Source organism: Micromonospora sp. WMMA1947 (genome assembly GCF_027497355.1).
GTDB lineage: Bacteria > Actinomycetota > Actinomycetes > Mycobacteriales > Micromonosporaceae > Micromonospora.
In genome coordinates, this window is record NZ_CP114909.1 from 5,567,437 (window position 1) to 5,590,414 (window position 22,978).

The 22,978-nt window shown below is 69.1% G+C and carries 28 protein-coding genes; 13 read left to right on the forward strand and 15 right to left on the reverse strand.

Annotation, left to right across the window (positions count from 1 at the left end; all coding sequences use genetic code 11):
• Positions 1-2 precede the first annotated feature (2 nt).
• Positions 3-584 (reverse strand): dihydrofolate reductase family protein, encoded by a 582-nt coding sequence (locus O7604_RS26260; RefSeq protein WP_269706670.1) that lies wholly within the window; start codon positions 582-584, stop codon positions 3-5.
• A 66-nt stretch (positions 585-650) separates the two neighbouring features.
• On the reverse strand, positions 651-1,490 hold the full coding sequence (locus O7604_RS26265) for a helix-turn-helix domain-containing protein (protein WP_281578107.1): 840 nt from the start codon (positions 1,488-1,490) through the stop codon (positions 651-653).
• Between the two features lie 125 nt (positions 1,491-1,615).
• Between O7604_RS26265 and O7604_RS26270 the strand changes: the two genes are divergently transcribed.
• On the forward strand, positions 1,616-1,978 hold the full coding sequence (locus O7604_RS26270; protein WP_281578108.1) for a nuclear transport factor 2 family protein: 363 nt from the start codon (positions 1,616-1,618) through the stop codon (positions 1,976-1,978).
• A 79-nt stretch (positions 1,979-2,057) separates the two neighbouring features.
• Positions 2,058-2,717 (forward strand): Type 1 glutamine amidotransferase-like domain-containing protein, encoded by a 660-nt coding sequence (locus O7604_RS26275; RefSeq protein ID WP_281578109.1) that lies wholly within the window; start codon positions 2,058-2,060, stop codon positions 2,715-2,717.
• Here the strand turns inward: O7604_RS26275 and O7604_RS26280 are convergent, their stop codons facing one another.
• Complete coding sequence (locus O7604_RS26280) at positions 2,718-3,641, reverse strand: AEC family transporter (protein WP_281578110.1); 924 nt, start codon at positions 3,639-3,641, stop codon at positions 2,718-2,720.
• A gap of 81 nt (positions 3,642-3,722) precedes the next feature.
• On the opposite strand from O7604_RS26280, the gene O7604_RS26285 reads away from it, so the two are divergent.
• Positions 3,723-4,763, forward strand: coding sequence for a hypothetical protein (locus O7604_RS26285; protein WP_281578111.1), 1,041 nt, complete (start codon positions 3,723-3,725; stop codon positions 4,761-4,763).
• A gap of 102 nt (positions 4,764-4,865) precedes the next feature.
• On the opposite strand, the gene O7604_RS26290 is transcribed toward O7604_RS26285, so the two are convergent.
• The gene (locus tag O7604_RS26290; RefSeq protein ID WP_281578112.1) at positions 4,866-5,228 is read right to left on the reverse strand and encodes an antibiotic biosynthesis monooxygenase; all 363 of its coding nucleotides are present in this window, start codon (positions 5,226-5,228) and stop codon (positions 4,866-4,868) included.
• A 63-nt stretch (positions 5,229-5,291) separates the two neighbouring features.
• The gene (locus O7604_RS26295) at positions 5,292-5,735 is read right to left on the reverse strand and encodes a hypothetical protein (RefSeq protein WP_281578113.1); all 444 of its coding nucleotides are present in this window, start codon (positions 5,733-5,735) and stop codon (positions 5,292-5,294) included.
• A gap of 105 nt (positions 5,736-5,840) precedes the next feature.
• Between O7604_RS26295 and O7604_RS26300 the strand changes: the two genes are divergently transcribed.
• From O7604_RS26300 to O7604_RS26310, 3 genes are all read left to right on the forward strand, one after another.
• Positions 5,841-6,656: a hypothetical protein gene (locus O7604_RS26300; RefSeq protein ID WP_281578114.1), complete on the forward strand. Its 816-nt coding sequence runs from the start codon at positions 5,841-5,843 to the stop codon at positions 6,654-6,656.
• Between the two features lie 249 nt (positions 6,657-6,905).
• Positions 6,906-7,169 carry a pyridoxamine 5'-phosphate oxidase family protein gene (locus O7604_RS26305; protein ID WP_281580004.1) on the forward strand — a complete coding sequence of 88 codons (264 nt, stop codon included), beginning with the start codon at positions 6,906-6,908 and terminating at the stop codon, positions 7,167-7,169.
• Positions 7,103-7,294: a hypothetical protein gene (locus tag O7604_RS26310; protein ID WP_281580038.1), complete on the forward strand. Its 192-nt coding sequence runs from the start codon at positions 7,103-7,105 to the stop codon at positions 7,292-7,294. The genes O7604_RS26305 and O7604_RS26310 overlap by 67 nt, the downstream gene beginning before the upstream one ends.
• A 71-nt stretch (positions 7,295-7,365) precedes the next feature.
• On the opposite strand, the gene O7604_RS26315 is transcribed toward O7604_RS26310, so the two are convergent.
• Positions 7,366-8,088, reverse strand: a complete 723-nt coding sequence (locus O7604_RS26315) for a DUF5984 family protein (protein WP_281580005.1) — start codon at positions 8,086-8,088, stop codon at positions 7,366-7,368.
• Between the two features lie 64 nt (positions 8,089-8,152).
• On the opposite strand from O7604_RS26315, the gene O7604_RS26320 reads away from it, so the two are divergent.
• A complete protein-coding gene (locus O7604_RS26320) occupies positions 8,153-8,563 on the forward strand; it encodes a VOC family protein (protein WP_281578115.1) in 411 nt (136 codons plus the stop codon).
• Between the two features lie 87 nt (positions 8,564-8,650).
• Here O7604_RS26320 and O7604_RS26325 read toward each other — a convergent pair whose 3' ends face one another.
• A complete protein-coding gene (locus tag O7604_RS26325) occupies positions 8,651-9,283 on the reverse strand; it encodes a hypothetical protein (RefSeq protein ID WP_281578116.1) in 633 nt (210 codons plus the stop codon).
• Between the two features lie 157 nt (positions 9,284-9,440).
• Here O7604_RS26325 and O7604_RS26330 point away from each other — a divergent pair, with 157 nt between their 5' ends.
• Positions 9,441-9,590, forward strand: a complete 150-nt coding sequence (locus O7604_RS26330) for a hypothetical protein (RefSeq protein ID WP_281578117.1) — start codon at positions 9,441-9,443, stop codon at positions 9,588-9,590.
• Positions 9,591-9,722: 132 nt separating this feature from the next.
• On the opposite strand, the gene O7604_RS26335 is transcribed toward O7604_RS26330, so the two are convergent.
• Together O7604_RS26335 and O7604_RS26340 are read right to left on the reverse strand one after the other, a co-directional pair.
• Positions 9,723-10,472 (reverse strand): maleylpyruvate isomerase family mycothiol-dependent enzyme, encoded by a 750-nt coding sequence (locus O7604_RS26335; RefSeq protein ID WP_281578118.1) that lies wholly within the window; start codon positions 10,470-10,472, stop codon positions 9,723-9,725.
• Positions 10,473-10,585: 113 nt separating this feature from the next.
• On the reverse strand, positions 10,586-10,723 hold the full coding sequence (locus tag O7604_RS26340; protein WP_281578119.1) for a hypothetical protein: 138 nt from the start codon (positions 10,721-10,723) through the stop codon (positions 10,586-10,588).
• Positions 10,724-10,778: 55 nt separating this feature from the next.
• On the opposite strand from O7604_RS26340, the gene O7604_RS26345 reads away from it, so the two are divergent.
• Positions 10,779-10,922 (forward strand): hypothetical protein, encoded by a 144-nt coding sequence (locus O7604_RS26345; RefSeq protein WP_281578120.1) that lies wholly within the window; start codon positions 10,779-10,781, stop codon positions 10,920-10,922.
• 66 nt (positions 10,923-10,988) lie between these two features.
• The gene (locus O7604_RS26350; protein ID WP_281578121.1) at positions 10,989-11,354 is read left to right on the forward strand and encodes a GIY-YIG nuclease family protein; all 366 of its coding nucleotides are present in this window, start codon (positions 10,989-10,991) and stop codon (positions 11,352-11,354) included.
• A 2-nt stretch (positions 11,355-11,356) separates the two neighbouring features.
• Here O7604_RS26350 and pyrE read toward each other — a convergent pair whose 3' ends face one another.
• Together pyrE and O7604_RS26360 are read right to left on the reverse strand one after the other, a co-directional pair.
• Positions 11,357-11,881, reverse strand: coding sequence for an orotate phosphoribosyltransferase (pyrE, locus tag O7604_RS26355; RefSeq protein ID WP_281578122.1), 525 nt, complete (start codon positions 11,879-11,881; stop codon positions 11,357-11,359).
• Between the two features lie 91 nt (positions 11,882-11,972).
• Positions 11,973-12,152 (reverse strand): hypothetical protein, encoded by a 180-nt coding sequence (locus tag O7604_RS26360; protein WP_091050637.1) that lies wholly within the window; start codon positions 12,150-12,152, stop codon positions 11,973-11,975.
• 38 nt (positions 12,153-12,190) lie between these two features.
• On the opposite strand from O7604_RS26360, the gene O7604_RS26365 reads away from it, so the two are divergent.
• The 3 genes from O7604_RS26365 to O7604_RS26375 all read left to right on the forward strand — a co-directional run bounded on the left by O7604_RS26365 (position 12,191) and on the right by O7604_RS26375 (position 15,363).
• Complete coding sequence (locus tag O7604_RS26365) at positions 12,191-12,373, forward strand: hypothetical protein (protein WP_281578123.1); 183 nt, start codon at positions 12,191-12,193, stop codon at positions 12,371-12,373.
• A 176-nt stretch (positions 12,374-12,549) separates the two neighbouring features.
• Entirely contained in the window at positions 12,550-13,296 is a 747-nt protein-coding gene (locus tag O7604_RS26370; RefSeq protein WP_281578124.1) for a GntR family transcriptional regulator, read from the forward strand.
• A 390-nt stretch (positions 13,297-13,686) separates the two neighbouring features.
• Positions 13,687-15,363 carry a hypothetical protein gene (locus O7604_RS26375; RefSeq protein ID WP_281578125.1) on the forward strand — a complete coding sequence of 559 codons (1,677 nt, stop codon included), beginning with the start codon at positions 13,687-13,689 and terminating at the stop codon, positions 15,361-15,363.
• Between the two features lie 995 nt (positions 15,364-16,358).
• Here O7604_RS26375 and O7604_RS26380 read toward each other — a convergent pair.
• The 4 genes from O7604_RS26380 to O7604_RS26395 all read right to left on the reverse strand — a co-directional run bounded on the left by O7604_RS26380 (position 16,359) and on the right by O7604_RS26395 (position 22,930).
• Positions 16,359-18,179, reverse strand: coding sequence for an acyl-CoA dehydrogenase (locus tag O7604_RS26380; protein WP_281578126.1), 1,821 nt, complete (start codon positions 18,177-18,179; stop codon positions 16,359-16,361).
• Positions 18,180-18,195: 16 nt separating this feature from the next.
• The gene (locus tag O7604_RS26385) at positions 18,196-19,659 is read right to left on the reverse strand and encodes an ATP-binding protein (protein ID WP_281578127.1); all 1,464 of its coding nucleotides are present in this window, start codon (positions 19,657-19,659) and stop codon (positions 18,196-18,198) included.
• A gap of 132 nt (positions 19,660-19,791) precedes the next feature.
• A complete protein-coding gene (locus O7604_RS26390) occupies positions 19,792-20,964 on the reverse strand; it encodes an alanine--tRNA ligase-related protein (RefSeq protein WP_281578128.1) in 1,173 nt (390 codons plus the stop codon).
• Between the two features lie 493 nt (positions 20,965-21,457).
• Positions 21,458-22,930: a glycosyltransferase gene (locus O7604_RS26395; protein ID WP_281580006.1), complete on the reverse strand. Its 1,473-nt coding sequence runs from the start codon at positions 22,928-22,930 to the stop codon at positions 21,458-21,460.
• Between the last annotated feature and the right edge of the window lie 48 nt (positions 22,931-22,978).

Consider the following 22,978-nt stretch of genomic DNA (forward strand, 5'->3'; position numbering starts at 1 on the left):
GGTCAGCGGCGCACCCGGTAGCGCAGGTGCAGCACCCGATCGCCCTGGAGCACCACGTCCGGATCCTCCAGCAGGTGCTGCGCGTCCACCGACCCGAAGTAGCGCTTGCCGGAGCCGAACACCACGGGTACGACGTCCATGCGTACCTCGTCGACCAGGCCCGCGGCGAGCGCCTGGCCTCCGACGTCACCGGCCGCGACCTCGACGATGCGGTCCCCCGCGAGTTCCTGCGCCCTGGCCACTGCCGCCTCGACGCCGTCGACGAAGTGGAACGGCGCGTCGGGGTTCCAGCCCTCGGGCGCCGGCCGGTGCGTCACGACGACCACGTGGTCGATCCCGCTCGGCGGCGTCCCGTCCCAGCCGTCGGTCAGGTCGAAGACGTGCCGTCCGACGACGGTCACCCCGATCTGGTCCCAGTACGGCCGGACGTAGTCGTGGGACGTCTGCGACACCCGCAACGCGCCGCTGTCGTCCAGCGGGACGTCCCCGCTGGTCAACCAGTCGAACAGCGGCCCGGGCTGGTCGTTGTCGTCCGCGACGAAGCCGTCCACCGACACCGAGCTGTACAGGACCACAGTGCCCACGCCGCTTCTCCTCTGCCTTGGGTGCTCCCAAGCTAGCGGGCCGTGAGCCGCTGTTCTTGTAGGAAATCAATCGGCCGGCAGCGACCAGCCGTCGATCACGTGACCGGGGTGTTCGTGCAGGAACCGCCGCCGGACCTCGATGTACCGGGTCGGCGTGAGCCCGGTGAACGCCCGGAACTCGTGGCCGAAGTGGGCCTGGTCGAAGTAGCCGGCGTCACCGGCGAGTTCGCCCCAGTCGACAGGTCCGGCGGGGTCGATCGCGAACACGGTCGCGGCGAAGCGGTAGGTGCGCGCGAGTCGCTTCGGCGTGACGCCGACGAGCGCCTTGAACCGCTGCGCCAGATGGGTGCTGCTGACACCGGCCGCCGTCCTCAGGTCGCCGATCGGCACCGCACCGCTGGTCGCCGCGATGACGCCGCTCGCATGCCGGACCAGCCCCAGGCCGGTGGTCTCGGCGCACCGCCGCATCAGCTCGTCCTCGAGCAGCGTCAGCATCGCGTGCGGTCCGTCCGCCGTGGCCAGCCGGTCGCGCAGCTCGGCCACCGCGGGCCGGCCCCACACCTGCTCCAGCGTCACCGGCCGGTCGCACAGCTCGACCGCCGGCACCGGCAGGAACGGCGCCAGACCCCACGGCTTGACGTGTACGCCGACCGAGCGCGTCGGGCACGGATAGCCGAACTCGAACGCACGGGTGGGAGTGGTGATCACGCAGCCGTCGGCGTACTCCGTGGTCTCGATGTCGGTACCGCCGCGGACGCGGAACGGCGCCCCGAGGTTGACGACGAGCAGCGCCGCCGGCATCGGCGGCAGCACGAGCCGGGCGTACGGGGGTGTGCCCTCCAGGTAGTAGAGGTCGTCGATCAGCCCGTCCAGCGGCGGTCGCGGCACTCTGGACACGTACTCCACGTCCACAGCATCGCGGATGCGCCGCCGTCGTCACCGACGCCCCGCCGGGGCCGGTTCACGCCCGCGCGTTCTGCTGACCGCGAAGAGGGCTTCATGGGACCTCGTCCACCGGCCATGCTGGCTCGATGGACGTGCCGAAACGCCTGGCGTCCCAGGCCCTGCTCACGAACCTCTACGCGGCCTTCAACAGGCGTGACATCCCCACGCTGCTGGCCGCCATGACGCCGGATGTGTCCTGGCCCAACGGCTGGGAGGGCGGCGTCCTTCGCGGCCGGGAGCAGGTGGGTGCCTACTGGCGCCGGCAGTGGGACCAGCTCGAACCTGTTGTCACGCCGACCGCGTTCCGCACGGAGGCCGACGGCCGGATCGCCGTCACCGTTCATCAAGTGGTGCGCGACAAGGCCGGAGCGAAGCTTGCCGACCACACCGTCACGCACGTCTACCGCCTCGACAACGGAGTGGTGGCAGCGATGGAGATCCGCGAGTGACGCGACGCGCGGCGATGAGTTTCGATACGGTGCCCGGTCTGCATTCCCGTACACCCGACCGCTGCCACCGGAGGTAGGCGTGAAGCTTCTTCTCACATCCGCGGGGGTTCAGAACCCGAGCATCCAGGACGCGCTGGTCGACCTGCTGGGCAAGCCGATCGCCGAGTCCAGTGCCCTCTGCATCCCCACGGCCGCCTACCCGATGGGCGGGCCCGCCTCGGCCTGGCGCTTCATCACCGGTGAGACACCGCTACCGATGACCGGCCTGGGCTGGAAGTCGCTGGGCGTTCTGGAACTCACAGCGCTACCGAGCATCGGCGAGGAGCGGTGGGTCCCCTGGGTCCGCGAGGCCGACGTCATCCTGGTGCACGGCGGCGACGCGACGTACCTGTGCCACTGGATGCGGCAGTCCGGGCTGGCGGATCTGCTGCCGTCGCTGCGGGACACCGTCTGGGTGGGGCTGAGCGCGGGGAGCATGGTGCTGACCCCGCGCGTCGGCAAGGACTTCGTCGAGTGGCAGTCCGCGCCCGACGACCGCACGCTGGGGCTCGTCGACTTCTCGATCTTCCCGCACCTGGGCCTCGAACCGGACAACACCATGGCGAACGCCGAGAAGTGGGCGGCCGAGATCGCCGGTCCGGCGTACGCCATCGACGACCAGACGGCCATCACTGTGGTCGACGGCACCGTCGAGGTCGTCTCCGAGGGGCAGTGGAGACGGTTCCCCTCCGAGCGGTAGCTACCCGAGCAGCGCCGCCGCAGCGGCCACCGTGACCAGAGACAGTGTCGTCGTCACCACCACCGCCCGGTTGGCGACCGCCTCGCCGACGCCGTACTCCTGGGCGAAGATGAACGTGTTCTGCGCCGTCGGCAGGCCCGCGCACACCACCACGGCGAGCAACTGCGGCGCGGGCAGGTGCAGGGCCAGCCCGGCCGCGTACGCGACGACCGGCTGCGCGACGAGCTTGAGCGCGGTGATCACGGCGAGTTCGGCCGCCCCGGTCGGTTCCGCTCGCGACGGCGCCGCGGGGTGCAGCGACGCGCCGAGCGCGATCAGGGCGGCGGGCGCCGCGGCGCCCGCCAGCAGGGCGAGCGGCGCGGTGGCCGCCGACGGCAGACGCAGACCGGCCGCGGAGCACGCGACACCGAGCAGCGACGCCAGGATCACCGGATTGCGTACGGGCAACGAGGCGACCCGGCGCACCCGGACCCGCCCGGCCGGGTCGCTGCGGCGGTCCAGGACGACCACGATCACGGGTGCCACCACCAGCACCTGCAGCAGCACCACCACCGCCAGGAACGACACGTCGCCGAGAACCTGCGTCGCGATCGGGATACCGAGGTTCGCCGAGTTGACATATCCGGCGGCCATGCCCCAGATCGGCCGTTCGCCGGGCTCGCGACCGAACAGCCGGCTCACACCGGCCCACCCGAACCCGACCACCGCGACGGTGCTCACCCCGAAGGCGAGCAGCGAGCGCCCGGCGAACCCGGACAGCGGCATCCGGGCCAGGGCCAGGAACAGGGCGGCCGGCATCGCGAGCTGGAACACGAACCGGCCGAGCACCGACGCCGCCGACTCGCCCAGCAGGCCCCAGCGGCAGGCCGCGTAACCGACAGCGGTGAGGATCCAGATCGGTACGAACGCCGACACCAGGCTCATCGCGCTCAGCCTCGCATCTCGTCCGTGCCGGGCGCACACGACCGCCCCACCGTCCGGTCAGGACGGCACTACGATACGGCGATGGTCGACACGCGACGCGGAGAGCAGCCCGACTGGACGCGGGTTTTCGTCGGCTACTGCCAGTACGACGTGTCCACGGTGCCGTGGGAGAACGGCATGCCCATCTACACGGTCGGTGACAGACTCCTGCACCCCGGCGGGCCCTCCCAGTTCACCGGGTTCTGCGGTATCCACACCGGCTGGATCGAGATGCGTGCGCGTGTCCTGCCCGGCCCGCCGGCAGACGTCGAGGACGGGTGGGACTCCGTCAGCGAGGCGACCCTCAGGAGTCCCACCGGCCTGTTGTCGGTCGTCGGCCTGATGGGCGGCCCTCCGGATGCGCTCACCGACGTCGCCGTCCCCCGCGGGCTGATCCGGGTACGGGTGCACGCCCGCGACCGGTTGCACGAGTCGGTGCGCACCGACGACGACCCGGCTGAGCGGCATGAGCTGCACATCTGGGCCGTCACCGAGGAGACACGATGGCGCACCGTGCTGGCCGGCCCGGGTGATCGCGGTTGGGAGCAGCGGGAGCAGAACCCGGCCAGGGCCGCCGAGTGGGCTCTGCTGTCCCTGGTCCCGCGTCCGTCCACCCGCCCGGCGATGCTGCCGCCGCCGGCCGACCCGTACGAGGACGACGCCGACCTGGACCGGGTGACGGTGGTGCGTCACCGGCCCGCGCCGGTCGCGGTCCCGGCGACGGTGCTGCCGGCCGGCGACCTGGCGATCCGGCTGGAGCGAGTCGACGACGAGACTCTGCGGTGGGCGTGGACGACCGCCGACGAGCCGATGTTCCCTGACCCGCTCGTCACCCTGCCGGACGAGCAGCCGAGTACGGTCCGGCTGATCTCCGGCCCGGACGGCCTCACCCTGCGGCACGAGGGAGTCCGAGGCCGACACGCCTTCGCTCTCGGCGCGATCTGGGACCATCTGCTCGACAACCCGGGCTCGTACCCGTGGGTCGAGACACTACGTCGGCAGGCCGCCGAGGCGACCTCGGCGGCCGAGAAGCACGGCCGCGTCCAGGCCCAGCGAGACACCGAACGGCGGGGGTGGCGCTGAGCAGTCGCGTCCTGTCCGCGGGCTCCTGGACCGGACGCAATCCCTGGCCCGGCGCGTCCTCTCGGGCGGCGGACAAGGCCCTGACCTGATCGTCCGTCAGAGTCAGACGTCGAGACGCTGTGGCCCGGGGCCGACCTCGCGGGCGACGGTGTACGTAGGAATGCCGGTCATGCGCGCTTCGGCCTTGCCGGACAGGCCCGCCAGGGCCCGTGAGATGGCGGCCATCCGGCCTTCGGTGTCTGAGGTCTCCACGAAATTGCGGTAGTCCGCCTCGCTGGCCCAACGCACGATCGTGTACACCCGGGTGCCGTCGGTGCTCAGGTAGAAGCGGGCCGACTGGTAGCCAGGATAGAAGCGCACCCAACGCTCCTGGATCTCCGCGAAGGCCGCTACGAACTCCCGTTGGGTGTCGGGGCCGTCAACCGTATAGTCGATGATCGAGTGGAAGCTGACATCGGCGCTCACGTACGCACTCCTCGTCATGCAGGGCAGGCTGCCGCCATCCTGCAACCTCAACCGACATTGACATCAAGAGTGGGATCCGTTCGCTGACCTGCCGCCGCAGAGGGCGACGAAGACGCGGTCCCGCAGGATCTCGTACTGTCGGCGGCACCGGACGGGTGGGCCCGGCGGGCGTTGCTGAACCTGACCGCCGACGACGACCTCCGATGGCCGGAACTGGTCAGCCGTCAGGTCCACCTCGCGACCGTCTGCGAGCCGGTTCCAGTAGTGGTGGCCGACCTTGGCGTCTCCGGCGAAGACCTCGCCGAGGATCAGCTCTCCCCCGAGCAGGTCTTGAATGATCAATGCGGTCACCCCGCACTGACCGCGTGCCGCGTTGCCGGCGTGCCAATCCTCCACATCGTGCGGGTCGCAAGTGTCCGCTCCCCAGCCGGCGCGTAGCACCGGCCGCAGGATCTCCAGGTCGATCGCGAGAGGGACTGGTCGTTTGTCGTGCTCCTCAAACGTCACCCGGGAAGGGTCGGCCCTCGACCGGGTCGAGAGTCAAGAGATCCCCGTCAAGCTCGCCTGCCGGAGGGGACGACTCCGATGAAGGCCGATCCTCACATTGAGGCCATGAGCTTCATCGTCAAGCCCGCGTGCTCAAGCGCGCAGCGCGCACCGGGTGACGGCGCCGATCCGGCTCGCAAATGGACGTTGTGCGCCCTGCACGACACCCAGGATCTTCAATGCGATCATCTTCTTCAGAGAATCAGCGCGAGTAGGACGCGTGCCGCACACGACAAGGGCGAGCGGTCGGACCCGCGGCAGGGCGGAGCGCTGATGATCACGGGATACGACACGGTTTTCATCACCGGCGCGCCGGTCGACGCCGGCATTCGAGTGATGCTGGACGACCTGCATGCCAGATGGCCGAACGTGTTGGTCGCCCTGGGCGGGGAACATGTCGGGCAGTTTCGTCCATGGCGGACGACACGTGCGCAGATGCCGGCCGGCGCAGGTGAGGTGTACGTCGCGCGCGATGCGGAGATGGAGCGGCGCTGGGACGATCTCGGGTACTCGCTCTCGGAGCACGCCGAGGGACCGTCTGCGGTGCTCTACGAGTTCGCCAGCCAGCCGGCGGTCGAGATCCAGCTCAATGAAGACCCCTCACGAGAGAAGGGGAGTCGACATCGATCCATGCCCGGCGACGTTGGTCACCGCCGGCTTGTCGCTGGTCACCATCGTTACGCCGGACGCGGACAGCCTCTTCAGCCGAGGGTTGCTCCACGCGCTCAGACAGGCGCTGATCGGTCAGGCACAGAGCTGATCTTTCCGCTGCGACCCACCGCTGGACATCCTCATCTGTCCCAGAGTGTGCGCGTCGCCAGCCGGGAGCCGTTCACGTCGCGCCGGCTGCCGTGCGGTCCGCTGGCGTCCGCAGCCAGTTGAAGAAATATGACGCAAGGTGTCAGGTTTTGGGTGGAGCATGGGTTCATCGGCCGACGCCGGTGAGAGGCGCCGACCACGGCACAGATAGATCCGGAGACAAGGACCTCCATGCGCGAAACCCCACAACATCTCGAAGAGCTCCAAGCCCTCCTTGACGCCTCCCTCGCCGGCTCCACCTCCCACCTCCGCTCCATCATCAACACGGCGCGCACACTGAACGCGGAGCAGCTCACCCAGGTCCTCACCGGTATGTGCACCCTCGCTCTGTCCAGCGTGACGGCGAAGGGTGAGCCGCGGATCAGCGGCGTCGACGGACACTTCCTGCGAGGCAAGTGGTACTTCGGCACGGCGCCCGACGCCGCCAAGGCTCGCCACCTCGCGGCGCGGCCCGCCGTCAGCGCCGCACATATGCGCGGTGAGGACCTCGGCGTCTTACGCACGGCAAGGTGGAAATTCTCAACCCCCGCACCGGCGACCAGGCCGCGGACTGGCCGGACGTGCTCGCGTACTTGAAGGACTTCTACGGCGACGACTCCTTCGACTGGGACAGCGACGTGGTCTACTACCGGCTGCATCCGCACTGGATGGCTGTCTATGCCCCAGACATCGCAAAGCTCACCGTGGCGTCCCAGCCCTGATCCACAGCGTTCGTCGGCGTCCGGATGTGCCGATGAGCGATGGTGTCCCGGTCAGGCGCTCGAAGGAATGCCTAGCCCGCCGGGGCGTCGGCCCGGTGAACGTCACCGAACAGCAGGCGGGCACCTTGGCGGACAACGTTCCAGTCGGTCTTCGGGAAGCGGTCGCGGTTCTTGGAAAGCCACTGCCGCCGGTCTTCGTGTTCCCGCCGCAGATGGACGAGGTCAAGGTCCACGCCAGGTAGCCCGCCACGGCGTTCCAGCTCCTCGACCCGCTGCCCCATGGTGTCCATCAACTCTCGGTTGAGGAGGTGTACGGCCTCAAGGTATGCGGTGGTCGGGACGCTGATCCGGACTGCCGGGTCGGCGGTGAAACCGATCTCGCCGTCGTCCTCGTGCCGCCAATCCATGGTGATCTCGTCGCGATCGCCGCTGACGGTACGCCAGAACCGTAGCTCGGGAGGATTGCGCAGGTAACCGAAGTCCAGGCGGTGATCGCCGTGCCAGATCGCGGCCGTGACGACCGGATGGTCGGGCACGTCCGCGTTCCCGTCGTCGGTCCGTTCCTCATCCGGTTCGGCCACGAACTCGAGCGGGTCACACGTCCACTGCCCGGGGTGGGAGGCGATGAACGACTGCAGATCGTCGGGCACCGGCTCCAGCACCTCGGGGGTAAGGGCAATGACGTCTTCCCAGAGCCGGGCCAGGTAGTAGTCGACGTAGGGATGCGGATGGACCTCCCGGGTGCGCCGCTGACCGTGTCTCGGCCGCTCGGCCGGGCTTCCGCAACTGCCGATGAGCGTGCTGTTGCCGCCAAGTGGATCTCACGCGCCGTCGGACGCATTCATATGATCGACTCTCATGGAACTGATACGAACCGTGGTCGTGCTCGACGCCGCTGACCTGCACGCTGAAAGCGCGTTCTGGGCCGGGATGCTAGGTGGGCACGTCTTTGAGGACGAGGCGTTCCACAGCGTCATCGACGCTGCCGGCGAGTGGCGGATCGGCGTCCAGCTCGCGCCGAACCATGTTCCTCCCGACTGGCCGAACGGCGAGCCTCAGCAGGTACACATGGACCTCCACGTTGAGGACCCCAAGCCGGCGCACGAACAGGCGGTGCGGCTCGGTGGCCGCTTGCTGCAAGCCGGTGACCTGGAAAGCGATGAGGGGCACCAGGTGTACGCCGATCCGGCCGGCCACCCGTTCTGCATCGGCTGGGGACAACCCTCCCGAGAGGCGCTGGCAACGTTCGTCCGCGAAAGGTTGGGATAGGCGGACCTACTGCCGACTCCTGCGCTCACGACGCACGCTCATGCCGCGAGTTGCGTGCCGTGGCCGGCCACTGCCGGACCCCCGGCATCACCGTGCGTATACGGCATGCAGTTCGGCGTACGGCCGGCGTCGGTCCGGGTGGCGGCGGGCTCTGCCCATGCCGATCTCGGCGCAACAGTGCGTGCCTGGGATGCGAGCGCGATGGGCGGGGCACTCCTCGGCCAAGGCGCGGACCTGGTCGGCTTCCAACTCGAACGCTTCACGGCTGCCGGTGAGCACCAACGTGTCGGCGGCGATGTCCCACCGCAGATGATCGCGGAACTCTCGATACCGGACTCGCCGGTGATCGGCGGTCGACCGCGCCTGCCACGCCTGAGCGGGTAGCACGACGGTGTGTGGCCGGCCGGTCCCCAGCAGGGAACGGACCTGCTTCCACCGCGACGGCGGGAACGCGAGGCGGTGATGCAGCAACACCAGGTCGAGCGGGCGCCCCCAACTGTGATGGTGGGGACGTGTCGCGCGACGAAGGGGAAGATAGACGATCGTGTGCGGCGACCGGGCAGCCAGTCCCCACGCCAGAGCGAACAGCGTCGCTGTTTCCTTGTCGAGGCAGAACTGGGCTCCAAGAGGGCCCTCGTACAGACCGGCGAACCCCGGCGGTCGTGCCGGCCGCATGACGCGGTACCGATGGCGCCCGAGGTGAACGGTGCTGACCATCACCGGCCATTCGTGTCCGCCCAACCGTCGACCCACTCCAGCAACACCCTTCGACCCTCGTCGTATCGCTGTCCGGTGAGCATTGTCGCCAGACCCGGCACGACACGGCGACAGAGTTACCTGACGGCGGGGAGCCCGGCTCAAGACCGAGGGTGCACTCATGCCGCCGACGCGCCGCACCAACCGTCCGAATACTTTCGCGCCGACGCTGGACATGGCGTGTTCACCGGTGCACATCGTGGCGGCACGATTCGGACCCGAGGCCTTCGAGGACATGCTGCTGAACCTCCGTATCGTGCCTGCGGAATGACGTGAGCCGGTGATGTGGGGGCTGCACCGCGCCGCCTGCCGCTTCCCCGCCTGTCTCACCCGTCCGGGTCTGTCGACGAGCGGATGGGACCACGGTGGGCGGCACCAGGCTGACCTCGCCGGGATGACGGCGTCACTTCCAGGTGATCGTGGCCTTTGCCCGCCAGAGATCCAAGACGGCCGCGTCCCCGCGTAGTTCGAGGCGCTCAGTCCCACTCCGGTTCCACAGCAGGAGGTAGAGCTCGGACGCGGGTCCCACGACGGTCAACTGGGCCGGCATCTCACCGGCGACCAGGCGGCGCCCGGCCGGCTCGATGTGGAAGGTCCATCCGGCGTCGATGTCAGTGGGCACCAGGGCCATGCTGAGGGGTGGGTCTGCCACCAGACGCCCACCGGGCCGGCCGAAGAAGCCGTTGAGCAGTTCGTCGATGCCGTCGGCGGCGAAGGAGGGGTCCCAGGAGGGAACCGTGGAGACAGCCGACTCGGCATCGGCCCGGTGTACCGCGGTTTCGTGAGCCTGGCGACGTGCCCAGAACGCCAACGGCGAGGGCGCGGGCAGAAACGTCCAGCATTCAACGCTCTCGTCAGCCGCTGCCAGCGCGTCCACGAGTGCGCGGTGGCCCTCCCGAAACCAGTCCAGCAGCTCGTCGTCCTCGACTGCGGCGAAGAACTCCGCCTCCTCGCGAGTGGAGTAAGGCTGACGGCGTCCCGTGATGACGTGGTCCGTGGCCCAGCGATGGACGCCGCTGACATGGCGCAGCAGATCACGGACCTGCCAGCCGGGGCAGGTGGGCACGGGTGCGTCCAGACCCGCCCGGTCCGCCGCCTCTGCCAGTCGGGCGCCTTCCTCATCCAGCGCGGCAATGTGCTCGGCGATACGCATGACGGGAGCGTCCCACGCACCACCGACCCTCTACCAGGCGGAAAGGGCCGGCGCACCCTCGTACTCCGCAAGCAGCTCCCGCCGCCGCGTCGCGCAAGGCCACGGCGCGACGTCTAGGCCCTGTCTCCCGGATCTTGGAGGGTGGGGTCGAAGGTGAGGTTGAGGAGTTCCACGCCGGGGACGGGCTGGAAGCCGATCTCGGTGTAGAGCGCCAGGGCGGGGATGTCGTCGGTCTCGGTTTGGAGCGACACGGGCGGGGCGTATCCCCACCCGATCTCGACCGGTCGAGCGCCTAGGATGGTCCCGGTGACCTTCCCCGAGCGGCGACCCGCCGACGTCCCGACCGACGAAGAACGGGTCGACGAGGCCCTGCGGTTGCTGACCGGCCCGCCGGTCGCGCTCGACGTCGCCGTCAAGCGGCTCGCCCGCGGCAGCGGCGTCTACGCCTGATGGGCTGCTCCTTCGGTCCTCCCCGACCTCCCTGGACCGCCGAACGACACCGATCCGTCATGGCGGATGCTCTATCTGGGCCGGGCCACCAGCCTGCGGGGCCGGATCCTGCGCAACCATCTGCGACGGTCGGGCAGCTCGACGCTGCGCCGCACGCTGGCCGGCCTCCTCGTCTCCGAGGGCTACCGCACGACCTGGACCGACCGCGTCGTCCTGGTCCCCGCAGACGAGACACGGCTCACCGCGTGGATGCACGAGCACCTGCGCCTGACCTGGGCGGAAGACCCCGAGCCGACGGTCATCGAAGCCGAACTCGTCCGGCGCCTGCACCCACCGCTCAACGTCCACGGCGTCGACCCCGAGCACATCCAGGCCGCAGTGGTCGCCGCCAAGAACTCGTACAACGCCAGCAGCGGCCCGGAGCAGCCCTAGCTTCACGCCGTCAGTGAGGCTTCCAGATCACGACGGGTGAGGGCGGCGCGGAGGTGCAGCCCCTCGGCCGCCAGGTTCTCCCGCCCGCCCTGCTCGCGGTCGATGGCGCAGACCACCGTCTCGATCTGGGCACCGACGGACCGTAGTTGTCCGCACGAGGCCAGGAGCGCGCCTCCGGTGGTCACAACGTCCTCGACCACCACGACCCGCAGACCGCTCACGCGGCCGCCCTCGGCCAGTTTCGCGGTCCCGTACTCCTTGGCCTGCTTGCGCACGAAGACCGTGGGCAGCCCGGTCAGCTGTGACATCACCGTGGCGAGCGGAATGCCGCCCATCTCCGTCCCCGCCAGCACGTCGCACTCCGGCAGCAGAGCCACCATCGCCTCGGCGACCTCGCGCAGCAGCGCCGGCTTCCCCTCGAACAGGTACTTGTCGAAGTACTCGTCGCTGACCTGCCCGGATCGGAGATGGAACCGGCCGGTGAGGTGGCAGGTGTCGTAGACGCGGCGCGCGAGCGGGTGAGTCACCGGCCCAGTCTCGCACCCGTCACACGACCCGCCGGATGCGTACCCTCGGACGCTCGTTGCGTCCAGACCGGCAGCACCGGCCCGTGGGTGCTCACCCGCGCACCCCCAGGAAGCGGGCGACGCTCGCGCGCGCCTGCCGGCTGGTCGCCCACGCGACCTGCCAGCAGGGGTACGGAGTCAGCCGCGCCCACCACAGCCGGCAACCCACGCACATCCCGTCCAGACCCCGTACGTGCACCGCCAGGATCGCCGCTTCTCCCTCGGCGGTCATGCCGGCTCCTTAGGACCGTTGCTCGCGAGCGGCTCGTCATGACAGTGCGCGTCTCGCAACCGAGCCGCCTGATCAAGCAGCCGTCGCTGCGCCTCCGCCTGCTCACGTTCCTGGATGGCCTGCCCAGCTTCGCGCTCCCGCGACTCCGTCCGACGCCGCAACCGTTTGAGCAGTTCAGTGATGCTCGCTGCCATCGCGTCTCCATCGTCAGCCTGCCATGACGTGTCGGGGCTCCCCGTTACCGCAAGGCGTGGTTGCTGACCGGAGCCGAACGGTAACGGGTCGCCAGCCACAGAACCTAGTGCACTAGGTTTGCCGTCGGCAAGGGAGGCGCGCGAACTTGGCACACCAGGTTGTCTGTGGTCGACTGGGCGGGCTGACCGGAGGTACCGCCGACATGCCGAACACGCCTGCCTACCTGACGATCGCCGCCGACCTACGTGCCGCGATCCTGTCCGGAGAACTCCCCGCTGGAGCGAAGTTGCCGTCCGAGTCCGGCCTGATGCGCCAGTACGACGTGAGCCGGACCGTCGCCAAGTGGGCCATCGCCGTACTGAAGGGCGAGGGCATCGTGGAGGGCCGCGCCGGATCCGGTGTATACGTCCGGGACACCACCCGACTGGTCCGTCACGCCCGAAGCCGCGACGTTCGCTCCGGCGACGGCCCGACCTCCCCGTTCGCGCGCGACGCAGCCGGCGCCGGGCAGCAGGGCACCTGGGAGCACGACAGCCGCCACGAACGGGCCGATGAGCGGATTGCCGCGCGGCTCGGCATCGAGCCGGAAGCGCCGGTGATGCGAACGTCCTACCGTTTCCTCGCCGACGGCGAACCGATACAGCTCTCCATGTCGTACGAGCCGCTTGCCGTCACCAAGGGCACTCCGATCGAGTGGCCTGAGGACGGAGAGATCAAGGGCGTCGTCGCACGCATGGACGCCATCGGCGTACGGGTCGACGAGGTCGTGGAGCGCGTCAGCCTTCGCTCAGCGACGGCCGACGAGGTCGAGGCGCTCAACCTGCCGGCCCGCACGTTCGTGCACACCATCGAGCGGACCTACACGGCGAGCGGCGCGCCGGTGGAGACGGCCGACATCGTGCTACCAGGCGGCCGATACGACCTCGTCTACCGTCTCCCCATCGACTGACGAGTCAGCAATGGGGATGCGATGTCGACAAGCTTGCCTGATGAGAGGGCACTTCCGATGGTCAACGCTCCTCGTGCAGCCGAGCTTCATCTTCGGGACGAGCGTGCTCAAGCGCGCAGCCTGCACCGGATGGTGGTTCGCGTGAAACACCGAGTCGACCGCCGAATACTCGTTCCGCACGGCGCTCATGGGCATGCTGCTCACAGCCTGCACCAAGCCCAGGACACCCCGCTGAATCCGGCGCTAGTTCGACCGTTCCTGGCGATGGCGCTGGGGCCCACACAACTTACGATGCGATAGCAACAGAAGGAGCGGACCGAAGCCAAGTCGCCAGCGGGGCATGCCGGACGTGTAACCTGGTACAACTATTCGTGATGGATGGGAGCAGTGATGCCCGAGGACGGTCTGGCCAGCGTCTTCGAGGAACGGGCTGAGTACCTCTCCGAGGAGGACCTCAGAGCTTGGACTCAACGAACTCCGCGAGATTCCGAAATCTTATCTCGACTTATGGGACCGGGTCCAAAGCTGCTTACCGGACCGCGCGGCTCGGGAAAGTCGACCTACCTTCGGCTGGCATATTTTAAAATGCTCGAAGAGGGGCATGTACTGCCCATCTATGTCAACTACGGGAAGTCACTTGCCCTTGAGCCGTTATTCCACCAAAAGGCGAACGCACTCGCCCTATTTCGGCACTGGGTCCTTGCGAAGATCATCGTAGGCCTTCCACGCTTTGCAAGGGATACGCTCAAAGGAACATCTTTTGATCGCGTCCGGGAGTCAGCGACGCGGCAAGTAAGGACCCTTGAGGCTGGCCAATCACCAGATTCGCTAGACTTCACGCTTTCTCCATCGGAGTTGGTCGATTCGCTTGAGGAGTGGGCATCCTCGGTCGGCCGCCGACGCGTCGTACTCCTCCTAGATGACGCAGCACACGCGTTTTCTTCAGACCAACAAAGAGAGTTCTTCGGCATCTACCGAGATCTCCGCAGCCGCTACGTTGCCCCTAAGGCCGCTGTTTATCCCGGGGTAACCACTTATACACCCACGTTCCACATCGGCCATGATGCCGAAATGGTCGAAGCTTGGATGCGGCCGGACGACGAAGAGTACCTGCCCGTAATGCGCGGAATTGCCGAACGGCGCCTACCAGACCCAATGAGAAAGCGGCTTGAAGGGCGCGAAGAACTACTGGATCTATTGGCACTGGCAAGCTTCGGATTGCCGCGCGGTTTCATCCTAATGCTGTCCAACCTCCTAGGAGTGGAGGAAGCGGCGTCACCGCGAATTACCCGGCACCGCGCCGACGCCGCGATAGCAGAATATGCATCGAACACAAGGGACGTATTCAAGGCACTTGCGGTGAAGCTACCGAGGTTCAAGAACTTCGTCGAGCTAGGGATGCAGCTTCAATCGTCCATGATTGCCTCGCTCCAACGGTTCAACCGCAGCCGGGTGGGTGAACCAGTCCGCGCAACTATCGTCGCAATTGGCGAGCCCGTCGAGGAGGAACTCAAGCGCATTCTCGCGCTTCTCGAATATGCGGGAATCATACGGCGGATGGGCAGCGTTAGCCGAGGAGAACAAGGATCTTTCGAGCGCTACTGGGTTCACCACGCCCTCCTTCTCTCCGAGAATGGTCTCGCTCTCGGCCGAAACCCGTCCACGGCAGCCGCCCTAAAGGCTCTCACCAGCAAGAATGCGCAACTCTACCCGCGAACCAAGGGCGCACAGCTTCTGGGATCCGACTTTCGTGAACGGTGCACGCTTGACCTGCCACCTTGCGCCGTTTGCAGTGAGCCACGTCTCTCTGCGGAAGCAAGATATTGCATGAAGTGCGGAAGCCGGCTCACTGAAGCATCTATCTATAAGGAGCTACTCGGCGCAGCGATCGACGCCCTGCCTATCACACCAAACAAGATCGATAGCATCCTCAGCGGAACAAACCTACGCACCGTGCAGGATATCCTCTTGGACGATGAGGCCGTACAACTTAGGTCGGTACCGTATATTGGTCCGGTTTGGGCTGAGCGGATCCGCCGCGCCGCCGAGGAGTTCGTATATGTCTGACCCCTCATGGATCAGAGTCTCACACGCAGGGACCCCTGCTAACCTGCGGCTAGAGTCACTGATCCAAGCATGGAATTCGCCAACGACGTCCCCAATAGACGAATTCTTGAACGACCTTAGAGTTGTCATTACGGCCGCCACGCCCGACTTAATCCAAAATGATCCGCGGGCCGCTTCGATGCTAGTAGTCCGCGTTATCGGTAATGTGGAAAGCTACATTCGATCAGTGCTCTCGCGAGCAGCGTGTATATGCCCCCGCGCCCGGAGCGTGAGCGACTCTAGCCAGGTAACTCTTTTCGCCGCGCGTCGCTACGTCGACGACTTCCTTGCACTCACCGCCCTTGAGGGCAGCAGCCTCGCCGATGCAGGTGAGATCAAGAAGAGGACTAGGACCATGCTCGGCATCGAAGTCAAGCAGGGATCTGACCTCGATGAGGCACTACGAGAGTTCTCAAAAGCATGTCACTTTCGGCACGCAGTCGCCCATGCAGCAGGAGTTTTAAGCGCGAGAAATATGCTCGCACTCGGCGTTACGCCACCGACAACGCCTCAACAATTTGCCATGACCGTTGCGGGACTCCAAGAGATATCTGCGGTATGCGAGACGGCAGTTCGGACGTACAATCGGCACATTTTTCAGCGACTAATCGAAGGCTGGCTAGGCGACGGCACACTCACCGGATCTTGGCAGAATGACGAACAGTTGTTCGAGCCAACATTCCGACTTTTTTACTCCGCAGTAGATAACAGAGACAATGAGGTCGCTCCTCAAGCAATTTGGCGAGAAGTCATGCGAATTTCATAACCAGACCGTGTCAACCGGCGACGTTTCCTCTTTGGGCAGCGGGTGCAGAAGGTTCGTCGCCGAATGCCGCTAGTCCCTTCCGGAGAGAGCGTCATGCCGCCTACCGGCCGCTGCTGCACTGCGCCCGCATCGACCCGCACTGCAGTCAACGCCCAGCCCGACGGTTTGAGAGAGTTTATGGCTCCCCGGCTCAGAACCAACTCTCGCGCATGTCCAACGTCGTCCGGTCCAGTCCTTCCAGCAGGTCGAACTGCGCCCCCACCTTCGGCAACTCCCACCTGTAGAAGTACCGCGCCGCCTGCCTCTTCCCCGCCAGGAACTCCCCCTCGGCTCCGTCCGGCGACCCCAGCGCCTCCACCGCGAGCACCTGCTCCAGCCACATCCACGCGATCACCACGTGTCCGACCGCCTCCAGGTACACCGACGCGTTCGCCAGCGCCAGCTCCGGGTCGCCCGGTGCCCACAACCGCCGCGTCACCACGGCGATCCGGTCGACCGCGGCGGCGAGCTGACCGGCCAGCTCGGAGGCGAACCCCTCGGCCTTCCACGCCCGGGTCACGGTGCCGCGGATCGTCTCCAGCAGCAGTTCCAGCGCGGCGCCGTCGCGCATGGTGACCTTGCGGCCGAGCAGGTCGAGGGCCTGGATGCCGTGGGTGCCCTCGTGGATGGCGTTGAGCCGGTTGTCCCGCCAGTGCTGCTCGACGTCGTAGTCGCGGGTGTAGCCGTACCCGCCGTGGACCTGGATGGCCAGGTCGTTGGCGGCCAGGCACCACTGCGCCGGCCAGCTCTTGGTGATCGGGGTGAGCAGGTCCAGCAGCAGTTGCGCCCGTTCGCGGTCGGCCTCGGCGGGCGCGGTCTTCTGCTCGTCGAGCAGCCGTCCGCAGTAGAGCACCAGCGCGAGCGCGCCCTCCACGTAGCTCTTCTGGGCCAGCAGCATCCGGCGTACGTCGGGGTGGGCCACGATCGGCACCTGTGGCGTGGTCGGGTCCTTGTCGGCGACCGGGCGGCCCTGGGGGCGCTGCCGGGCGTACGCGACGGACTTCAGGTACGCGGTGTAGCCGAGCGCGGTGGCGCCGGCCCCGATGCCGATGCGCGCCTCGTTCATCATGTGGAACATCACGGCGAGGCCCTGGTGCGGTTGTCCCACCAGGTAGCCGACCGCCCCGGCCCGCCCGTACGGCCGGTGCACGCCCTCGCCGAAGTTCAGCAGCGTGTTGGTGGTGCCCCGGTAGCCGAGCTTGTGGTTGAGGCCGACCAGCACCACGTCGTTGCGCGGCCCGAGGTTGCCGTCGTCGTCGAGCAGCGTCTTCGGCACGATGAACAGCGACAGGCCCTTCACGCCGGGCGGCGCGCCGGGGATGCGGGCGAGCACCAGGTGGACGATGTTCTCGGCCAGTTCGTGGTCGCCGCCGGAGATCCACATCTTGGTGCCGACGATCCGGTACGTGCCGTCGTCCTGCGGCTCGGCCCGCGTGGTGAGGTCGGTCAGGGAACTGCCGGCCTGCGGTTCGGACAGGCACATGGTGCCGAAGAACCGTCCTTCGACCATGGGGCGTACCCAGGTGTCGATCTGCTCGGCGCTGCCGTGGGCGAGCAGCAGGTTGGCGTTGCCGAGGGTGAGCATCGGGTACGCCGACGTGCCGACGTTGGCGGCCTGGAACCAGGCGAACGCGGCGGCGGCCACCGTGTGCGGCAGCTGCAAGCCGCCGACCGACTCGTCCATGGTGGCGGCGAGCAGCCCGGTCTCGGCGAACGCCACCAGGGCGGCCTTCACCTGCGGGATGGTCCGTACGCGCTGCCCGTCGAACGTGGGTTCGCCGGTGTCGGCGGCCCGGTTGTGCGGGGCGAAGCGCTCGGCGGCGACCCGGGCGGCGAGGTCCAGCACCTCGTCGACGGTCTCGCGGGTGTGCTCGGCGTAGCGGGGCCGCTCGGTCAGCCGGCTCACGTCCAGCCAGTCGTGCAGCAGGAACGCGAGGTCGCGGCGGGACAGCAGCAGATCGGACGAGGACAATGTGGACTCCTTCCGGTCAGCCGCGGCGCAACCCGGCGACGGCCTCCCGCAGGTCATCCTGACCGATCGGAGCCGGTGGCGCACCCTCCGCCGCTTCCCGGAGTGCCTTGGCGAGTTGCACCCGGCGCAGCGCCTCGCGAAGGTCCGCGCCGGTCAGCCCTGCTGTGTCGGCGGCGAGCGCGGCCGGGTCGAGGTCGTCGGCGAACATCCGAAATCCCGGCCGCTCGTGCTTGTCGATCAGCTCGCGGACCATCTTGGTGAGGATCTCCGCGCGTCCGGCCTCGTCCGGCGCCGGAATGGCGATCTTCAGGTCGAAGCGGCCGGAGCGGATCAGCGACGCGTCGACGCGGTGCGGGAAGTTGGTGGTGGCGACCACGATGACGTCGGGGTTCTCCTCGAACAGCGTGTTCATCTCCTGCTTGAAGATGCCCGCGACGGCGTTGACGGCCTGGCTCGCCGCGTCGCCGCCCGCACCGGCGTAGCTGATGATCGAGTCGAACTCGTCGAACAGCATGACTGTGGGCCGCCGGTAGCGGCGTGCCTCCCGGAAGATGCGCTTGATGTTGCGTTCCGAGCCGCCGAGGTACTTGTCCAGGATCTCCGGGGTCCGGATCTCCACGAAGTCCGCGCCGACCTCGTTGGCCAGGGCCCGGGCCAGCATGGTCTTGCCGGTGCCGGGCGGCCCGTACATCAGGATGCCCTGCGGCCGGCGCGCGCCCCAGCGGGCCATCGCCGCCGGATGCCGGAACGACACCGCCACCTCGCGGAACTGCGCGACCACGTCGGGCAGGCCGCCGACCTGGTCGAGGGTCACCGTCGCGCTGCGCGGCCCCGCCGCCGCCGTCACCGGTCGCCGCCCCACGACGTACGTCCGTCCGCGCAGCACCGTCGGCTCGTCGCTGTCGCCGGACAGCTCGCGTACGGCCTGGAGCAGCAGGCCGACCATCGCCGTCAGGTGCGCCGGACCCACGTCGGCGCTGGGCACGTCGGCGTGGATGCGTACCGTGCCGTTGTCCTGGTCGACGCGGGGCCGCAGCCCGGCTTCCCGGGCCACGCGCAGCACCCCCCGACCGGCCTCGTCGCCGGGCGGCGCGGCGAGCGTGGCGACCGGTCGCGGCCAGATCCGCCGCCCGGCCTCCGCGGCCATCCGGCCCACCGCGGCCGCCGGGCCGTCGCCGCCACGCGCGGCCAGCCGCTCGGCGAGCAGCACGCCGACCGGCCCGGCCAGCCCGAGGGCGATCAGGCCCGCCGGCGTGCTCTCCACCCGCAGGTACGCCTCGAAGCGGTGCACCGGCGGCCCGGCTGCGGTGTCGGCGCGCACGGTGCAGCGGACCTCCCGCACCGGGGCCGGGAAGTCGCCGTCGACGAGCAGCTCCACCGGCCCGTCGACGGCGGCGGCGAGCAACCCGGCCGCGTCAGCGATACGCACCTCGGCGCCGAGCAGCGGCACCGTCTCCTCGTCCGGCCGTACCTCGGTCATCGGCGGCCCTCTCCTCACGGCGGCGTCCGCTTCCCTCGCGTGGCGTCCGCCTCCGAGTCTGGCACCGGCCCGGCCGGGCGGCCACCGCTGCGCCGTCGCCGCTGACCTGGCCGCCCCCCGCCGGGCCGCTGTTCAGCTCGCCTCGGCGAGCAGGCCGTCGACCAGGTCGCGGGGCAAGCCGTGGGTGTCGTGCAGCCAGTGGTAGTCGCGTTCGGTCAGCGGGCCGCGCGCCCGTACCCGGTCGACGAGCGGCCGTCCGCGTCGCAGCAGCCCGCGGAAGCGGCGTTCCTCGTCCACCAGCGTCGCCTGAAGCGAGCCGACGTCGACCGGCTGGCGGAAGCGGCGCAACGTGTCCGCGCACAGCTCGGGTGGCAGGTCGTCCAGGGTGCGCGCCGGGTCGTCGCGCCACAACACAGTCAGCGCGCGGCGCAGCAGCCGCCGCAGCACGTACCCGCGGCCGGTGTTGCCGGGGCGTACCCCGTCACCGAGCACGACCACCGCGGACCGCAGGTGGTCGGAGACCACGCGCAGGTCCTGCCCGCGCAGGTCCCACCGGTCGCGGACCGCCTCCACCCACCGGCGCAGCCCGTCGACGGTGAACACGGACCGGTCGCCGCGCAGCACCATCTCCAGCCGTTCCAGGCCCATGCCGGTGTCGATGCTGGACAGTGGCAGCGGCGTAAGCCGCCCGTCGGGGTGCCGGTGGTAGCGCATCTGCACGTGGTTCCACACCTCCACCCACCGTGCGTCGGTGCTGGGTGTGCCGGTGGGCGGGCCGTCGCCGGTCCACACGAAGATCTCCGAGTCCGGTCCGCACGGGCCGGTCGGGCCGTTCGACCACCAGTTGTCCTCGCCCAGCGCCTCCACCGGCACGCCGAGCCCGGTCCAGGTGTCCCGCGCGGTGTCGTCCGGCCCTTCACCGTTGCCGCCGCCGAAGACCGTGGCGTGCAGCCTCCCCGGCTGGATGCCGAAGCCGTCGGTGAGCAGGTCGAAGCCCCAGCGCAGGCTGGTCGTGATGTCGTAGTCGCCGAGCGACCACGAGCCGAGCATCTGGAACACGGTCAGGTGGGTGTCGTCGCCGACCTCGTCCAGGTCCGTGGTGCGCAGGCACCGCTGCACGTTCGCCAGTCGCCGTCCGCCCGGGTGCGGGCGCCCCAGCAGGTACGGCGTGAGCGGGTGCATGCCGGACGTGGTGAACAGCACCGGGTCACCGGGCGGCGGAACGAGCGAACTCTCCGGCGCGTCCTGATGGCCGTGCCGGTGGTAGTGGTCGAGGAACGTCCGGGTGATGTCGTCGGGTGTCATGGCGGGTGCCTTCCGGGTACGGGTGACCGGACGGTCCGCCGCGCGCGTTGGCGTCGACACAACGACGCCGGCGGACCGTTTCCGGTCGCCGGCGTGGGTGTGGGGCAGGTCAGGCGGCGGCAACCGGCGAGCGGGAAGCTCGCGCGGCTGCGGCGGTGAAGGTGCGCCTGCTCTGCATACTTCGACGCTAGCCCGGCCCGCCCCGTCCCGCCCACCCCTTTTCCGCGCGCCCCCGTGCCTTCGCCCGCGCCCGCCCTCGCCCTCGCTCGCGCTCGCTCAAGATCAACACCACTCCCCCGATATGGCGGGGTCGACGCCCTCCGGATACCGCCACTTCGCCGAGGTGGAGTTGTTCATGCGGCCCCCGAGGTGCGGGTGGAACGACATGGGTGTCAAAACGGGCCGGAGACACCCATGGTGTTCCACCCGGGCGGGTGGCGGGTGGTGGGTGGCGGGTGGCGGGTTGTGGGTGGCAGGAGGTGGGTGGTGGGCGTCAGCGGGTGGGGGTGAGCAGGCGGCGGTAGAGGGCGTCCAGGTGTTCGGCCTGCGACTCCCACGTCCATCCGGGCAGTGGCGAGTCCGGGCCCTCGTACGCGGCGCGGTAGCGCGCCGGATCCGCCAGCACCGTCCGGACGGCGCGGGCCAGGTCGGTGGCGTCGCGGGCGCGGAACACCTCGCCCTGGCCGGTGGCGCGGACCGTCTCGGCCATGGTGCGGACGTCGCTGACCACGATCGGCAGCCGCGCGTGCGCGTACTCGAAGAACTTCGTGATCAGCGCGATCTCGTGATTGGGCCAGTGGTGCAGCGGGATCACCCCGATGTCGGCGGTGGCGAGGAACGCGACGAGCTGGCGGTGCGGCACGTACGGCAGCACGTGCACCCGGTCGCCCACCCCGTGTCGGGCCGCGCGGGCGACGACCTGGCGGACGTAGGCGGCGGCCGGGTCGGCGACGACAAGCGCCAGGTGTACGCCGGGCAGCAGCGGCAGCGCCTCGACCACGGTGCCCACGCCGCGCTGGACCGCCATCGCCCCGCTGTAGACGAGCAGCGGCGTGTCCGGGCGCAGACCGCACCGCTGCCGCAGGTCAGGAGCGGCCAGGTCGGCGGACTCGAAGGCGGCCGACTCGAGGGCGGGCGGCTCGGAGGCGACCGGCTCGGGAGCGACCGGCTCGGGAGCGACCGGCTCGGGAGCGACCGGCTCGGGAGCGACCGGCTCGGGAGCGACCGGCTCGGGAGCGACCGGCTCGAAAGCGACCGAGTCGGGGGCGGCGGTGACCGGGGCGTTCAGGATCACGGTCGGGCGTTCGGGCAGGGCGTGGTCGCGTACCAGCAGGTCGGCGAGCGTGTCGGAGACGGTGACGACCGCGTCGGCGTGACCGGCGTACTCGCGGACGTAGCCGAGGTGGGCGGGCAGCCAGCGGACGTTGTCGCGACGGGGCCGCGCGCCGGGAAGCCACTCGTGCGCGTCCCAGACCAGCTTGACGTCGCGTCCGGCGGCGCGGGCGCGGTCCACGGCGCGGGCGGCCACGCCGAGCATCCGGAAGTCGTGCGCGTGGATCAGGTCGGGGCGCAGGTCGTCGACGACGGGTCCGGCGACCCGTTCGTAGTCCCAGAGGCCGGGCTCCAGCCGCCGCCATGCCCCGTCGCGCAGCCGGGCCCGCCAGTAGCGGACCTGGGCGTGCTCGACGGGCCGGCGGGCCAGCCGCGCCGCGCGCAACGGCAGCCCGCCCCGGGCCACCAGCTGCGCCCGCAGCCCGGACACGCCGCGCAGCCCGGAGACGGTCGGTCCAGTGGCGCGAGGAGCCGCGAGCGGCAGGACGCGTACCTCGGCGTCGCCGAGCCGCCGGCGGCGTTCGGCGTCGACGTGGGCGCAGCCGATCAGTGTGACGTCCCAGCCGGCGTCGGCGGCCGAGCGGGCCGCCTTCTGCACCCGCGAGTCACCGTCGACCGCGTTGTCGACGAGCATGACCACGCGCCGGCGAAGCCGCATCGTCGAACACCCCTTCACCCGTAC